13 protein-coding genes are annotated in these 14,578 nt (G+C 73.5%); 7 read left to right on the forward strand and 6 right to left on the reverse strand.

The annotated features are described in order from the left end of the window. Positions 1-113: 113 nt before the first annotated feature. The 4 genes from ACRAKH_RS30525 to ACRAKH_RS30540 all read left to right on the forward strand — a co-directional run bounded on the left by ACRAKH_RS30525 (position 114) and on the right by ACRAKH_RS30540 (position 3,764). Positions 114-866, forward strand: coding sequence for a site-2 protease family protein (locus tag ACRAKH_RS30525; protein ID WP_380730118.1), 753 nt, complete (start codon positions 114-116; stop codon positions 864-866). A gap of 69 nt (positions 867-935) precedes the next feature. Then, on the forward strand, positions 936-1,901 hold the full coding sequence (gene cofD / locus ACRAKH_RS30530; protein WP_380730120.1) for a 2-phospho-L-lactate transferase: 966 nt from the start codon (positions 936-938) through the stop codon (positions 1,899-1,901). Continuing rightward, on the forward strand, positions 1,894-3,228 hold the full coding sequence (locus ACRAKH_RS30535; RefSeq protein WP_447009447.1) for a coenzyme F420-0:L-glutamate ligase: 1,335 nt from the start codon (positions 1,894-1,896) through the stop codon (positions 3,226-3,228). The genes cofD and ACRAKH_RS30535 overlap by 8 nt, the downstream gene beginning before the upstream one ends. Next, positions 3,225-3,764, forward strand: coding sequence for an NUDIX hydrolase (locus ACRAKH_RS30540; RefSeq protein ID WP_380725971.1), 540 nt, complete (start codon positions 3,225-3,227; stop codon positions 3,762-3,764). Before ACRAKH_RS30535 ends, ACRAKH_RS30540 begins: the two co-directional genes overlap by 4 nt. Positions 3,765-3,872: 108 nt before the next feature. Here the strand turns inward: ACRAKH_RS30540 and ACRAKH_RS30545 are convergent, their stop codons facing one another. After that, a complete protein-coding gene (locus tag ACRAKH_RS30545; protein WP_447009448.1) occupies positions 3,873-4,394 on the reverse strand; it encodes a hypothetical protein in 522 nt (173 codons plus the stop codon). Between the two features lie 155 nt (positions 4,395-4,549). Between ACRAKH_RS30545 and ACRAKH_RS30550 the strand changes: the two genes are divergently transcribed. Both ACRAKH_RS30550 and ACRAKH_RS30555 read left to right on the forward strand, forming a co-directional pair. Next, on the forward strand, positions 4,550-5,626 hold the full coding sequence (locus ACRAKH_RS30550; protein WP_380725975.1) for a sugar phosphate nucleotidyltransferase: 1,077 nt from the start codon (positions 4,550-4,552) through the stop codon (positions 5,624-5,626). After that, positions 5,626-6,513 carry a DNA-3-methyladenine glycosylase family protein gene (locus tag ACRAKH_RS30555; RefSeq protein ID WP_380725977.1) on the forward strand — a complete coding sequence of 296 codons (888 nt, stop codon included), beginning with the start codon at positions 5,626-5,628 and terminating at the stop codon, positions 6,511-6,513. Before ACRAKH_RS30550 ends, ACRAKH_RS30555 begins: the two co-directional genes overlap by 1 nt. Here the strand turns inward: ACRAKH_RS30555 and ACRAKH_RS30560 are convergent. The 5 genes from ACRAKH_RS30560 to ACRAKH_RS30580 form a co-directional block, all read right to left on the reverse strand. Beyond that, positions 6,498-9,746, reverse strand: a complete 3,249-nt coding sequence (locus tag ACRAKH_RS30560; protein WP_380725979.1) for an NACHT domain-containing protein — start codon at positions 9,744-9,746, stop codon at positions 6,498-6,500. The two genes, ACRAKH_RS30555 and ACRAKH_RS30560, sit on opposite strands and share 16 nt — an antisense overlap. A gap of 63 nt (positions 9,747-9,809) precedes the next feature. Then, on the reverse strand, positions 9,810-10,670 hold the full coding sequence (locus ACRAKH_RS30565) for a glycosyltransferase family 2 protein (RefSeq protein ID WP_380725981.1): 861 nt from the start codon (positions 10,668-10,670) through the stop codon (positions 9,810-9,812). Between the two features lie 10 nt (positions 10,671-10,680). Continuing rightward, positions 10,681-11,106, reverse strand: coding sequence for a DUF4396 domain-containing protein (locus tag ACRAKH_RS30570; RefSeq protein WP_380725997.1), 426 nt, complete (start codon positions 11,104-11,106; stop codon positions 10,681-10,683). 207 nt (positions 11,107-11,313) lie between these two features. Next, on the reverse strand, positions 11,314-12,438 hold the full coding sequence (locus tag ACRAKH_RS30575; protein WP_447009990.1) for a glycosyltransferase family 4 protein: 1,125 nt from the start codon (positions 12,436-12,438) through the stop codon (positions 11,314-11,316). Positions 12,439-12,517: 79 nt separating this feature from the next. Continuing rightward, the gene (locus tag ACRAKH_RS30580; protein WP_380725983.1) at positions 12,518-13,552 is read right to left on the reverse strand and encodes a glycosyltransferase family 4 protein; all 1,035 of its coding nucleotides are present in this window, start codon (positions 13,550-13,552) and stop codon (positions 12,518-12,520) included. Positions 13,553-13,578: 26 nt separating this feature from the next. Here ACRAKH_RS30580 and ACRAKH_RS30585 point away from each other — a divergent pair, with 26 nt between their 5' ends. Beyond that, positions 13,579-14,493 (forward strand): glycosyltransferase family 2 protein, encoded by a 915-nt coding sequence (locus ACRAKH_RS30585; RefSeq protein ID WP_380726001.1) that lies wholly within the window; start codon positions 13,579-13,581, stop codon positions 14,491-14,493. Positions 14,494-14,578 lie beyond the last annotated feature (85 nt).

The raw sequence follows: 14,578 nt of genomic DNA on the forward strand, positions 1-14,578 counted from the left end.
AGCACAGACGGTGATTGAGGAGGTGCGCGGCGCGACAACCGGCGCGCGGATGGCCCAAGGACGGGCGAGGACGCTCCGGTGACGGTCCGGATCGGGGAGGCCACACTGGAAGGGTGAAGCGATCAGCGGTGCGTCCGAGTCCACTGTTCCTCAGCCTGCTCGCGGTGACGGTGGCAGGCGCCGTGTTGACCCTCTTCGACGAGTCCGAAGCCGCCCTGATCGGCGGGATGGTCTTGTTCGTGCTGGGCGGCTGGGCGGTTTCGCTGTGCCTGCACGAGTTCGGTCACGCGATCGTGGCGTACCGCGGCGGTGACTACGCGGTGAAGGCGAAGGGTTACCTGACGCTCGACATCCGCCGGTACACCGATCCCGTGTTGAGCATCGTGCTGCCGTTGGTGCTCCTGGCATTCGGCGGAATCCCGCTGCCCGGCGGCGCGGTGTGGATCAACCACCACGCGTTGCGCGACAAGCGCGTCGAATCTTTCGTGTCACTCGCGGGCCCGTTGAGCAACCTGGCGCTCGGCTTGCTGCTGGCGTTGTCCGTGATCCTGTTCACGCCCCCGGTCGGCCTCGCCGCCGCGCTGTCGTACCTCGCGCTGCTCCAGATCCTCGCTTTCGTCCTGAACATCCTGCCGATCCCCGGCCTCGACGGCTGGGGCGCGATCGAGCCGTACCTGTCGTACTCGGCCCGGCAGTTCGGCGCGAAGGCGCGGCAGTGGGCGCCGTTCGTGCTGTTCGCCGTCCTGATCGGGTTCCCGACGATCGCCCGGCTGTTCTTCGACGCGGCGTACGGGGTGTTCGAGCTGGTCGGCGGCAACCGGATGCTGGCCGGGATGGGGCAGGGCACGTTCATGTTCTGGCGCTGACCCGTCCGGCGGCGACCCGTTCCGGCGCTGGATTCAGCGCGTCCGGGCCCCGTGCAAGGATGGCGACCCGTGAAGGTCGTCGTACTGGTGGGCGGGGTTGGCGGGGCGCGGTTCCTGGTGGGGCTGAAGAGCCTCCTGGACGGTCCGGAGCACGAGATCACCGCCGTGGTGAACACGGGTGACGACGTGTGGATGCACGGGTTGCGGATCTGTCCCGACCTGGACACCTGCATGTACACCCTGGGTGGCGGGATCGACGTCGAGCGCGGCTGGGGCCGTGCGGGCGAGTCGTGGGCGGTGAAGGAGGAGCTGGCCGCGTACGGCGCGGACCCGACGTGGTTCGGCCTCGGCGACCGGGACATCGCGACGCACCTGGTGCGGACCCGGATGCTGCGCGCGGGCTACCCGCTGTCGGCGGTCACGGAGGCGCTGTGCCACCGCTGGGAGCCCGGCGTGCGGCTGCTGCCCATGTCGGACGACCGGGTGGAGACCCACGTCGTCGTGACGACCGAGGAGGGCGAGCGGGCGATCCACTTCCAGGAGTGGTGGGTCAAGCACCGCGCCCAGCTGCCCGCGCGCTCGTTCGCGTCGGTCGGCGTGGAGACGGCGACGCCCGCGCCGGGCGTGCTCGACGCGCTGCAGGAGGCCGACGCGGTGCTGATCGCGCCGTCCAACCCCGTGGTGAGCGTGAACACGATCCTCGGCGTGCCGGGGGTGCGGGACGCGCTGCGCAAGACCGAAGCCGGCGTGGTGGGCCTGTCCCCGATCGTGGGCGGCAAGCCGCTGCGCGGGATGGCGGACGCGTGCCTGACGGCGATCGGCGTGGAGACCTCCGCCGAGGCCGTCGGCCGGTACTACGGGTCGCGCCGCACGTCGCGGGGCGGCGTGCTGGACGGCTGGCTCGTGCACACCGGCGACCGCTGCGACGTGCCGGGCGTCGCCGTGCGCGCGGTGCCGCTGCTGATGTCCGATGTGGACGCGACGGCGGCGATGGCGCGTGCCGCGCTGGAACTCGCCGGGGTCGACGTTGGCTGACCACGCCTCGACTTCGGGCATCACGGTGCTGCCGGTGGCGGGGCTGCCGGAGTTCCGGCCCGGCGACGACCTGGCGGAGGCGATCGCGTCGGCCGCGCCGTGGCTGCGCGACGGCGACGTCGTCGTGGTGACGTCCAAGGTCCTGTCCAAAGTGGAAGGTCGGTTGGTGTCGGTGCCCGCCGACCCGGAGGCGCGTGACGCCGTCCGGCGGGAGTGGGTGCGGGCCGAGGCGGTGCGCGTGCTGGCGCGGCGCGGCCGCACGCTGATCACCGAGAACAAGCTGGGGATCGTGCAGGCGGCGTCCGGGGTGGACGCGTCGAACGTCGCCGGCGACGAGATCGCGCTGCTCCCGGTCGACCCGGACGGGTCGGCGGCGGCGCTGCGCGCGGCGTTGGCGTCGCGGCTGGGCGTCGCGGTCGCGGTCGTCGTGACGGACACGATGGGCCGGGCGTGGCGGGTCGGCCAGACGGACGCCGCGATCGGCGCGTCCGGGCTGGCCGTGCTGCACCGGTACGCCGGCTCGGTGGACCGGCAGGGCAACCCGCTGGTGGTGACCGAGGTGGCCGTGGCCGACGAGATCGCCGCGGCGGCCGACCTGGTGAAGGGCAAGCTCGGCGCGGTGCCGGTGGCCGTGGTGCGCGGCCTGCCGGTGGCCGACGACGGTTCGACCGCCCGTGACCTGGCCCGGCCGGTCGAGGACGACCTGTTCCGGCTGGGCACCGCGGAGGCGGTGGCGCAGGGGCGGGCGGAGGCGGTGCTGGTGCGCCGGTCCGTCCGGTCGTTCACGGCGGAGCCGGTCGCGCCGGACGCCGTCCGCCGGGCCGTGGCCGCCGCGCTGACCGCGCCCGCGCCGCACCACACGCGGCCGGTGCGGTTCGTGCGGCCGACCGCCCGGCGTGACGCCCTGCTGGACGCGATGCGCGAGCAGTGGCGGGCCGACCTGCGCGCGGACGGGCTGTCCGACGAGCGGGTCGAGGCGCGGGTGGCGCGCGGCGACTTCCTGCGGAACGCGCCGGAGATCGTCCTGCCGTTCCTGGTGCGGGCCGGCGCGCACGACTACCCGGACGAGCGGCGGTCGGCGGCGGAACGCACCATGTTCACCATCGCCGGCGGCGCGGCCGTGCAGGGGCTGCTGGTGGCGCTGGCCGCCGAAGGGCTCGGGTCGTGCTGGGTGTCGTCCACGATCTTCTGCGCCGACGTGGTGCGGGACGTGCTCGACCTGCCGACCGACTGGGAGCCGCTGGGCGCGGTGGCGATCGGGCACCCGGAGTCGGAGCTGACCCCGCGTGCCGCCGGTGACGTGGACGAGAGGTTCCTGGAGCTGTGAGCCCGCACGACGACGCCGTGTCGACCCTGGGCGCCTGGCGTCCCGCCGACCCGACCCAGGAGTCGCTCCGCCAGGCCTACCTGGGGTTCCTCGCCGCCCGCCCGGACGCGTGCCTGCGGTCGTGCGAGCCGGGGCACCTCACGGCGTCCGCGCTGGTGCTCAACGCGGCGGGTGACGAGACGCTGCTCACCCTGCACCCGAGGGTGGGCCGGTGGCTCCAGCTGGGCGGGCACTGCGAGCCGTCCGACACCACGCTGGCCGCCGCCGCGTTGCGGGAGGCGACGGAGGAGTCGGGCATCGACGGGCTGGTGATCGAGCCCGAGCCGATCCACCTGGACGTGCACCCGATCACGTGCTCGCTGGGCAAGCCGACCCGTCACTTCGACGTGCGGTTCCTGGTGCGCGCGCCGGTCGACGCGCGGGCGGCGCGCAGTGCCGAGTCGGTGGACCTGCGGTGGTGGCCGCTCGACGCCCTGCCGCCCGACGTGGACGACCTGCGCCCGATGATCGCCGCCGCCCTGACGCGACTGCGCTGAACCGGCTCGACCCCGGTGGGCCGGGCCGCGCCGGCCGCACCGGGCTCTGGCGGCGTTCAGCGGTCAGGCGTCGCCGGGTTCGGGTCGCGCCGTCGCCCGGTCGGGTGATCAGCCCTCGCCGCCGCCGTTGAGGCGCTGCGACAGACCGGGGCGGTGCTGGTCCTGGCCGCCCGACAGGCGCTGCGACAGCGACGGCCGGGAGGTGGGCACCTGCTGGACCGTCGGCACGGGGCCGGGGGCGACGCGGAGTTCCTGGGTCTCGGGGCCGTGCTGCTGCTGGGGCGGCTGCTGCTGGTTCTGGTGCGGCGGGGCGGGCTGCTGGGCCTGCTGCTGGGCGTTGGGCTGCTGGGCGGCGGCCGGCTGCTGGGCAGGTTGCGGCGCCTGGTGCTGGGTCTGCTGGGCGGCGGGCTGGTGCTGCGGCGCCGGCCGGCCCGCGGCGACGTGCGCGGCCAGGACCATCGTCGAGTCCGGGTCGTTGTCGCGCGGGTCCGCCGCGTTCACCACCGCGCGCGGGATCTGCTGGGTCGCCGACGAGTCCATCGGGGACGTCATGTTGTCCGGCGTGACGACGTGGATGCCACGTGCACGAGCACGGGCGAGCGCCGCGTCGGCCCGAGCGCGGGGGTCCATCCGGATCTCTCCTGCGGGTGCCTTGGGCCGGCTGGGACGCCGGCGTGCCGATCGGTGACGCCCGCCGGCACGGGACCACCGCCCGTGCCGCCGGAGTGCTCGTGCCAGAGTATTCGCAAACTACGGGTGGAAGTAAGCGGAGGAGGAAAAACGGCATGTCGGAGCTGCAAGGCGCCGAGGCAGTGGTTCTGGTCGGGGGCAAGGGAACCCGGCTTCGACCGCTGACCCTGTCCGCCCCCAAGCCCATGCTGCCGACCGCCGGGGTGCCGTTCCTCACCCACTTGCTGTCGCGGATCAGGGAAGCGGGCATCAGCCACGTCGTGCTCGGCACGTCGTACAAGGCGGAGGTCTTCCAGGAGCACTTCGGTGACGGCGCGTCGCTCGGGCTGGAGCTGGAGTACGTGGTCGAGGACGTGCCGCTGGACACCGCGGGCGCGATCCGCAACGTCGCCCACAAGCTGCGCGAACGCGACGTGGTGGTCTTCAACGGCGACATCCTGTCCGGGGTCGACCTGCGCGCCGTCGTCGACACCCACCGCGAGGCCGAGGCCGACGTGACGCTGCACCTGGTCCGGGTGGACGACCCGCGCCGGTTCGGCTGCGTGCCCACGGACGAGGAGGGCCGCGTCACCGCGTTCCTGGAGAAGACGGAGAACCCGCCGACGAACCAGATCAACGCGGGCTGCTACGTGTTCCGCCGCGAGGTGGTCGAGGGCATCCCGGCCGGTCGGCCGGTGTCGGTGGAGCGGGAGACGTTCCCGGGGCTGCTCGCGTCCGGCGCGCGGTTGCAGGGGCACGTCGACGCGTCGTACTGGCTGGACCTCGGCACGCCCGCCGCGTTCGTGCAGGGCTCGGCCGACCTGGTGCGCGGTGTCGCGCCGAGCGCCGCGCTGGAGCTGACGGGCGACGCGGTGGTGCTGGGAGGCGCCGCCGTGGACGCGGACGCCGTCGTCACGGGCGGTTCGACGGTCGGCGCGGGCTGCACGGTCGCGGCGGGCGCCGTGGTGGACGGCTCGGTGCTGTTCGACGGCGCGGTGGTCGGCGAGGGCGCGCGCGTGGAGCGCAGCGTGCTCGGCGTGAACGCGCTGGTGCAGGCCGGCGCCGTGGTGGTGGACGCGGTGATCGGCGACAACGCCGTGGTCGGCGCGCGGTGCGAGCTGATCGGCGGGGCCAGGGTGTGGCCGGGTGTGGTGCTGCCCGAGGGCGGAGTGCGGTTCTCCGCTGATGTCTAGTGCCTAGGACGTGGTCGCCGCCGTTCCCGCTGGACCTCGGCGCGGTGCTCGGGCCGTTGCGGCGCGGGCCGGCGGACCTCGCGTTCCGCGCCGGGGACGGCGTGTGGCTGGCGGCGAACACGCCGGTCGGGCCGGGCACCCTGCACGTCCGCCGCGCGGCCGGCGTGGTGGAGGCGGACGCGTGGGGTGACGGCGCGGAGTGGCTGCTCGACGGGCTGCCCGCGTTGCTGGGCGCGGAGGACGACGACTCGGCGTTCGAGTGCCACCACCCGTTGATCGCGGAGGCGCGGCGGCGGTCGCCCGGCATCCGGCTCGGCCGGACGGGCCGGGTCTGGGACTCGCTGCTGCCCGCGATCCTGGAGCAGAAGGTGACGAGCACCGAGGCGTTCCGCTCGTACCGCGAGCTGTGCCGGAGGTTCGGCACACCCGCGCCGGGTGTCACCGGCATGTGCGTGCCGCCGACGCCGAGGGCGATCCTGGGCGTCACCGACTGGGAGTGGCACCGCGCCGGCGTGGACGGCGGCAGGCGGCGGGCGTTGATCGCGGCGGCGCAGGTGGCGCACCGGTTGGAGCGGGCGGCCGAGCTGGGCGGTGAGGCGGGCCGGGACCTGCTGCGCAAGGTGCCGGGCGTCGGCGTGTGGACGGCGGCCGAGGTGGCGCAGCGCGCGTGGGGCGACCCGGACGCCGTGAGCTTCGGCGACTTCCACCTGGCGGGGCTGGTCGGCTGGGCGTTGACGGGGGGACCGCTGGACGACGACGGCATGGCCGACGTCCTGTCCCCGTACGTCCCGCAACGCCACCGCGCCGTCCGGTACGTGCTCGCCTCGGGCTTCCGGAAGCCGCGCTTCGGTCCCCGCTTCGCCCCCCGCGACTACCGCGCCATGTGATCACCGAGTCCGACCGACTCGACCGCTCGCGTCAACCGTGCGAACAGGCCCTTGTCGTACTCGATGATCGCGTCAAGATCGAGTTGCCGCAACAGCGCCGGAAGGTCCTGGAAGATTCGCACCTCTGCGCCTATTCCGATCCGGATCCTCAACTCGATGAAGCAGACCAACGTTTCGGCGACTTGGATCGGCCAGTTGAGAGGGCTCGACGCCGAGAACAGGTCGTCGAGCAACTTCACCGCGCCGGCGTGGGAGGCGCCGACCTTCGACAACAGGCGCAACGCGCATCCGACCAATGGCGCGAATGCGACCTGCAGGTCTTCCATGCCGTACGCGACCACCTGTTCGAGTAGGTCCACGGTGACCGCCGGGTCGTGGGACAGGGCGCTGAAGAGCACTGTCCGATAACGGCCGCCCAAGGCGACGAGCTCGCTGAAGACCACCGAGAGTGCGGTGGTGTACGCCCCGAGCCGCTGCTCCGCGTCGGATGCGGCCAGCGCCGTCACCAGCAGATAGGCGAGTGAGACAGTCCGCCCTTGGTGCTCCACGACCAGGTCGAGGGTGTGATCGAACTCGTGCATCAGTGGTTCAAGGGTGTGCAGGGCATGGCCCCCGTGCCGAGACGCGCGGAGGTTCTCCCACTGGCGCATCCCGGCAAGAGATTCCAGCATGAAGAACGGCGGATGCCCGGAGCTCACGTCAAGGTCGAACAGCGAGGCCAGGTCGACTCGCCGGAACGGCCACCTGTCGTCCGCCACGATCTCCAACCGCGATCCGTCGTGGTCGGCGCTCAGTTCCGTGGTGAGGCTGTCCCACTCCTCTGCGGCGAGTTGCGACTGCCACAGCAGCGTCAAAGCCTGCCAGGCGTCCCGTGCGGACGTGTTCCGGTCGAGGTCCGCCACCGCCAACCGCCCGCGCACCACGACGGTGAGCGCGACCAGGTTCGCCGTGTAAGCCGCGATGCGCCGAGCGACAGGCAAGCCCCTGGGCGTGTAATCCGGGTGTTCGGTGCCGGGCGGGTGGTGCTGGGCCGTCCCCACCAGACCGGTGAACAGGTCGTACATCGCCACGCGGTCCGCTTCGGGAGTCCCTGTGAACAGCTCCCGCAGGAATGAGAGCACGGGCGCGCGGGTGGTCAGCGGCGCGAACGACAACACCGGTTCCAGCCAACCCGCACCGGCCTCCTGACCGCCGTACCGGGACGCCGACGCCAGCCGCTTCCTCTCGAGGACGTCGAGCGACACGCGGTGGACGAGTCGGGCGACGAGGTATTCGCCGAACGTGGCGTGCAGGAACTCGTACGTCTGCAACACCCGGCCGCCGTGCGCCGCCCGGGCCGCGTGGACGAAGAAGAACCGGCCCACCGCCAACTGGGCCGACGTCAGGCGGAGTCGCCGGTCCGGGCCACCTCGCACCCCGGTCGACAACAGGGCGTTCAGGTCATCGTCGAGTTCGGTCTCGTCAATCCACTGCACGCCCCGGTTGAACATCGCGAACGCGATCACCGAGAGCCGTTTCAGCTCCTCTTCCACGGCTTCGGCGACTTGGTCTTCGAGCGCCCCTTGAAGGCTTTTGGCGACCTCACGGCGTGCGAACCGGGTCAACAGCTCCTCGTACAAGGTCGCCTCGGCGAGTTCGGCGCCGTCCTCCTCCCGCAACGCGTTCCCGTCCGCGTTGTACAGCGCGAGCATGAACAACAGGAGTGGTTGGCCGGCGAGGTCTTCGAACCTCAACGCCACCTCCGGGTCCAGCACCGCTCCGGGGTTGGCGGAGTTCCACACCTCCAGCCAGCGACGCACCTGCTCGTCGCCGAACGGCTCCACCTTCAGCACCACGGTGGAACCGGCGAACCGGGCGCGGTTCGCCACGGCGGTGCGGCTGGTCACGACGACGATCACCGCACGTCCCTGGTCGGACTCGCGGCGCTGGAACTCGCGCACCTGCGCCAGGTAGTCGGACCTGCTGGCGCCGGTGGCCTGGAGCAGTTCGTCGAAGCCGTCCAGCAGGACGACGGGGACGGCGGGCGCGGCGGCCCGGGCGAGGTCGGGCCAGTTCAACCGCTCGCCCGTCGCGCGCGTGATGGCGTCCTCGACCTGCTCTTGCAACGTGGCGTCGGCGGGCACGTCCCGCAGCACCACCCGGATAGGCAGGAAGTCCTCCGGCGGCAGCTGCGCGGCCAGCATCTTCGTTAGCAGCGACTTGCCCGCGCCGGGTTGCCCCAGCACGACGAGGGGTTCCACCGTCGCCTGCGACGAGGTGAGGTAGCCGGCGAGGTAGTCGTCCAGGTCGGAACGGACCGGTTGCGGCGACCACCAGCTCTCCTGGCTGACGTCGTCACCCTGGCGGACTTGGACGGCCTTGAAGCTCGGCGACACGTACGCCTGCTCCAACGTCGGCAGGACCAGCCAGGCCGGGACGTCGCCGTCCACGATCGGGCGGCGCAGGACGGCGCGGTAGGTGCGGGCCAGCGCGTTCCGGCGCTCGTCCGGCGCCTGGGAGCCCGCGAGCCGTGCCAGCAGGTCCCGCATGTCCTCCAACGCCGTCCGCTGCCCGCGGATCTCGGAACGGGTCGCGGCGTGCTCGATGCCCGTCGTCCACACCGCGAACTCCGGGCAGTCCAACGCCAGTTGCCGGTAGTGCGCCCGGTAGCGGGCCAGGGCGATCTCCGGCACTTCGAGCACCGTCGCCTTGCCGAAGCAGGCGTGCTCGTCCGGCGTCAGGGCGTACCAGGCTTCGAAGCCGCTGAGGAAGTCGACGACCTCGCTGACCTTGTCCTCGTAGAACGCCGTGAGATGCGAGGCGACGGTCTCCGGCGGCTGATCCGGGCTCGGCAGCGGGATCTCGGCGCGCAGCAGCGCCGCGACGAGGTCCACCTTGCGCTTCGACGCCGGCCGGTCCGCGCCGACCAGGGCCAACTGCTCGCCCTTGCCGATCCTGACGTCGAACGGGAGCCCGACCTCGTCCACCGCCTCGAAGAACGAGGTCGTCACGACGATGCCGTGCGCGGCTTCGAGCAACCGGGTCCGGTCGACGCGGTGCAGGCCGTTCGCCCGCTCGCGCACCGTCGACAGGACCTGCTTGCCGACGCGGACCACCTCGGTCCGCGCGTCGAGCAGGTCGATCCCACCCGTCGCCAGCACGGCCGCCGCCGAGACGTGGTCGAGCAACTTGACGAGCCCGGTGTCGCCGCCGAGCAGCTTCACCGCGTCGGTGTACGAGTAGGAGCGACGCATCCGGATATCATCCGGACGGCGACCGCGTCACGGAGGCGGTTGGCCGGTGATCACCGGATCGGCTCAGCGAGCCTTGCGGGTCAGCAGGCGCAGCCGGAGGCCGAGGCCGAGGCGGACGGCCAGGAGGACCGGCGCCCACAGCGGGCCGCGGTGGCGGTCGGCCAGGTAGCGGTAGGCGCTGGAGTGGTGGGCGGCCAGCATCCGGTTCGACGAGCGCTGGGTGGAGTGGCCGCCGATGTGCACGACCTCGGCTTCGGGGACGTAGACGTTCAGCCAGCCGGCGCGCCCGAGGCGGTCGCCCAGGTCGACGTCCTCGAAGTACATGAAGTAGCGGGGGTCGAAGCCGTCGATCGAGTCGAACGCCTCGCGCCGCAGCAGCAGGCACGACCCGGACAGCCAGCCCGCGGTGCGCTCCTCCGGCGCCGCCTGCTCCTGCCGGTACTGGCGCGTCCACGGGTTCGACGGCCAGAGGTGCGAGAACACGGCGTGCCCGAGGCCGCGGCCCAACGACGGCAGCAGGCGGGCGGACGGGTAGAGGGCGCCGGACGGTTCCCGGATCAACGGCCCGAACGCGCCGCCGCGCGGCCACCGCTTGGCGGCTTCCAGCAGCGCGTCCAGGCTGCCGACACCCCACGACAGGTCCGGGTTGGCCACGACGACCCAGCCGACCGAGTCGGGCAGCGACGCGACGCCGCGGTTGGCGCCCGCGCCGTACCCGAGGTTGCCGCCGGTCGGCAGGAACGTCACGTGCTCGTGCTCCGCGGCCGCGCGTTCCGGCACGCCGTCGGTGGACCCGTTGTCCGCCAGCACCACCGACACCGGCCGGGTGGTCGCCGACGACAACGTGGACAGGAAGGTGTCCAGTGTTTCACCGGGCGAGTAGGTGACGGTCACCACCGCCAGCCCGTCTCCGTAACGCGTCACGCCGGCCACCCTAGTGGTGGTGGGCGTGGTGCACGACGGCGTGCCCCTTGCCGCGCGAGATCAGCCACCGGTTCACCGGCACGGTCACCACGAACGCCACCGCGAGGGAGAACGCGAGCGCGCCCCAGAACAGCAGGCTCGACACGCCGGCCTCCATCGCGCCGGGCACGGCCAGCATGATCGCGTTGTCGACGACCTCCATCACGGCGATGGACACGGTGTCGGCGGCGAGCGCCACCTTGACCGCCGCGCCGAAGCCGACGCCGGTCTTCAGCACGCCGCGCAGGGTGAGCGCGTAGCCGAAGAAGAACGCCAACGTCACGGCCAGCACCACGGTGCCCCAGTTGGGCAGGCCGATGGCCGTGCCGATGACCATGCCGAGCACTTCGCCGATGGCGCAGCCGGTGAGGCAGTGCAGCGTCGCGGAGATTGCCATGGACCAGGTTGCCTTCATGCCGTACACCATACCCCCAGGGGGTATCGAAATCCACCGGGACGCCGCCGATCGTCGCCGACCGCGAGGTGCTGATACTCCGCCGCGTGCTGTCCGCGCGACGACTTCCCTGGTCACGGCGGCGGCGAGCGATCCCGCGATGCCGCCGGCACCGGCCCGTGAGCTGGTCGCGCGCGATGTGGCGGGACGTCAGCGGCGGTGGTTGCGGACCGCGCGCTCGTAGGCCACGCGGTGGCGGGCGGCCGACGTGGACCAGGAGAAGTCCTTCGCCCGCACCACCGCGGCCGCGGCCAGCGCGTCGCGCCGGGCCGGGTCGTCCAGCAGCTCGGCCATCGCCGCCGCGATGTCGCCCGCGCCGACGCCGCAGTACGCCACCGCGTCGCCGCCCACCTCGGGCAGGCTGAGCCGCCGGGTGGTCAGCACGGCCGCGCCGCAGGCCATCGCCTCCAGCACGGGCAGGCCGAACCCCTCGCCCAGCGACGGGTAGGCCACCAGCTCCGCGCCGCCGAGGAACCCGGCCAGCGACGGGAACGGCAGGTAGCCGGCCCGGAGCACGCGGATGCGGTGCGGCACGGCGTCCAGCGCGCGTTCCACCTGGCTGTCCCAGCCGGGCTGCCCGGCGAGCACCAGCGCGGGCGGGTCGGGCCGGTCGCGGCACGCCTGCGCGAACCCGCGGATGAGCGCCGGGACGTTCTTGCGCGGCTCCAGGGCGCCCAGGAACGCCACGTACGGCGCGTCGCCCAGCGACAGCATCCGCCGGACCGCCACGACCTCCTCGGGCGTGGGCGGGTGGAACCGCTCGGTGTCCACGCCGTGCTGCGCGATGTGCAGGAGCCGCCGGTCCGCGCCGGCCACGCGGGTCAGCTCGTCCGCCGTCGCCCGCGACGGCACGATGCACAGCGCGGCGCGCCGCAGCGACGCCCGCGTCCAGGCCCGGAAGAACCGCGCCTTCACCGACGAGTGCAGCACCGCGTCGGTGAAGAAGGTCGCGTCGTGCAGCGTCACGACGGAGGCCGCCCGGTTCGCCAGCGGCACGGTGTAGTGCGGCGAGTGCACGACGGTGACGCCGAGGCGGGCGGCGAGCCGCGGCAGCGTCGTCTGCTCCCAGGTCAGGCGGGCCGTGCGGGTCGCCACGGCGTCCGCCGCCGGGATGACGCGGGACCTCGGCGCGAGGGACGTGTACAGCTCGGCGTCCCGGGGCTGGCACACCACGCTGAGCCGCGCCCCGTCCGAGTCCAGGGCGGCCACCAGGGAGTCCACGTACCGTCCGACGCCACCTCGGTCGGCGGGGACGGCGGTGGCGTCGATCAGCACGCTGGGTTCGACGGGTGACACGCGCTGAAGGGTACGGCGGGCGACGTGCGGCTTGGCCGGGAATGGTGCAAACGGTGGGTTAATCACGCAACCCGAGGTGGATGGCCCACACCGACCGGGCGGCGTTCTCCCAGGTGAACGCGCGGGCTCGGGCGCGGCCCGCGGTGACCAGCCGCTCGGCGAGGCCGGGGTCGGACAGCACCGCGCGCAGCCCCGTGACCAGCGCCTCGCGGTCACCGCGCGTCACCGCCACCCCCGCTCCCCCGGCCACCTCCACCAGCGCCGGCGCGTCGGAGTGCACCACGGGCACGCCGGCCGCCATCGCCTCCACCACGGGCAGCCCGAACCCCTCGGCCAGGCTGGGCGCGGCCAGCACGGACGCCCGCCGCAGCACGAAGGCCAGCTGCGCGTCCCCGAGCCGTCCCAGCAGGTGGACGTGGGGCGCGCGCAGGTCCACCCCGCCCCACCCCTGCGGGCCGATCACGACGAGCGGGACGTCCAGCTCGGCGGTGGCGTCGGCGAGCAGGTCGAAGCCCTTGCGCGGCTCGACGGTGCCGATCGCCAGCACGTACCGGGGCGGCACGTCCACCGGCTCCTCCGCCGGGAACGCCGTCACGCCGTTGCCCACCACGTGGACGGGCGCCGGTCCGGGCGCGTGCCGCCGCAGCTCGTCGGCCACCGCCGACGTGGGCACGACGACCGCGCCGGCCCGCGCCACGACCCGCCCGATCACCCGCCGGTGCCACACCACGCCACGCGGCGTCAACGTCTCCGGGTGGGTCCACGGCACGGTGTCGTGCACGGTCACCACCACCCGCCCGCGCGGCGGCGCGAACGGCGTGAAGGCGTGCACCGAGTCGCCGCCGGGCCAGTACGGCACGCCCCGCTCCCACGCCGCGATCAGCGCACGCCGGGGCAGCGGCAGCACCCTGGGGCCGAGCACGCCGGGCACCTCGGCCGCCGACACGTCGGAGTGCCTGCTCACGGCCCCGGTGACGGTCCACCCGTCCGGCGCGGTGGCGGCCAGGGCGGCGGCCAGCTCGCGCGTGTACCGGCCGGTGCCGCCCGGCACCGGCGCCAGCAACTGCTCGGTCAGCACGACGAGGTTCGGCACATCGCGTACCGTCTCACGCCGTGTCGATCCCCAGCACGACGGTCGTCGTGGTGACGTGGCGGGGCCGCGAGCACATCACCGCCTGCCTCGACGCCCTCGCCCGGCAACGTCCACACCGGACACTCGTGGTGGACAACGCGTCCGACGACGGCACGGCCGCCCTGGTCGCGGCCCACCCGAGCCGCCCCGAGGTGCTGCGCCTGCCCGTCAACCGGGGGTACGCGGGTGGTCTCGCGGCGGCGTTGCCGCTGGTCGGCACCCGGTACGTGGCCTGGCTGAACGACGACGCGACGCCCGACGACGGCTGGCTGGCCGCCCTCGAGGACGCCCTCGACGCGACGCCGGACGCCGCCGCCGCGACCGCGTCCATGGTGCTGCCCGACGGCTCGACCCAGTCGGTCGGCGTGCGGCTCACCGCCGACGGCCACGGCGCCGACCTGCTCCTCGCCGGGCGCGAGGTGTTCGGCTTCTGCGGCGGCGCGGCCCTGCTCCGCAAGGACGCCCTCGACCACGTCGGCGGCGTCCCGGCCGCGTTCTTCTGCTACTACGAGGACACCGACACGGCGTGGCGGCTGCGGCTCGCGGGCCACCGGGTGCTGTCGGTCGGGCCGGCGCGGGTCCGCCACCGGCACGGCGCCAGCACCAACCCCGGCTCCCGCCGGTTCCACCGCTGGAACGAGCGCAACCGGCTGCTGACGCTGCTGCGCTGCGCCCCCCTGGCCGCGGCGGCGCGCGAGGTGGCCCGGTTCGCCGCGATCACCGCCCTGCTGCCGGTCCGGCGGAACGTGCCCGACGCCGGCAACTTCCGCGTCCCGCTGCGCCTGCAGGTGCTGCTGGAGGTGCTGGCGAGGCTGCCGGTCACGGTGATCCAGCGATGGCGGATCGGCCGGCGTGCGACCGTGGACCGGCGCGTGGTGTGGCGGGAGTGGGCGGGCCGTTAGGGGAGCGTCGGGTGGTCGGACGGGCGCGACCCGCGGACGCCCTGGTCGAGGCATAACGCACCTTCACCGCACGCTGCGGAGCGTG

The sequence above is a fragment of the Saccharothrix hoggarensis genome, assembly GCF_052936025.1.

Excerpts from the sequence above, each read along its gene's own strand:
- ACRAKH_RS30545 (WP_447009448.1), bottom strand. The coding sequence starts at position 4,394 with ATGGACCCCCGCGCTCGGGCCGACGCGGCGCTCGCCCGTGCTCGTGCA.
- ACRAKH_RS30550 (WP_380725975.1), top strand. The coding sequence starts at position 4,550 with ATGTCGGAGCTGCAAGGCGCCGAGGCAGTGGTTCTGGTCGGGGGCAAG.
- ACRAKH_RS30560 (WP_380725979.1), bottom strand. The coding sequence starts at position 9,746 with ATGCGTCGCTCCTACTCGTACACCGACGCGGTGAAGCTGCTCGGCGGC.
- ACRAKH_RS30570 (WP_380725997.1), bottom strand. The coding sequence starts at position 11,106 with ATGGCAATCTCCGCGACGCTGCACTGCCTCACCGGCTGCGCCATCGGC.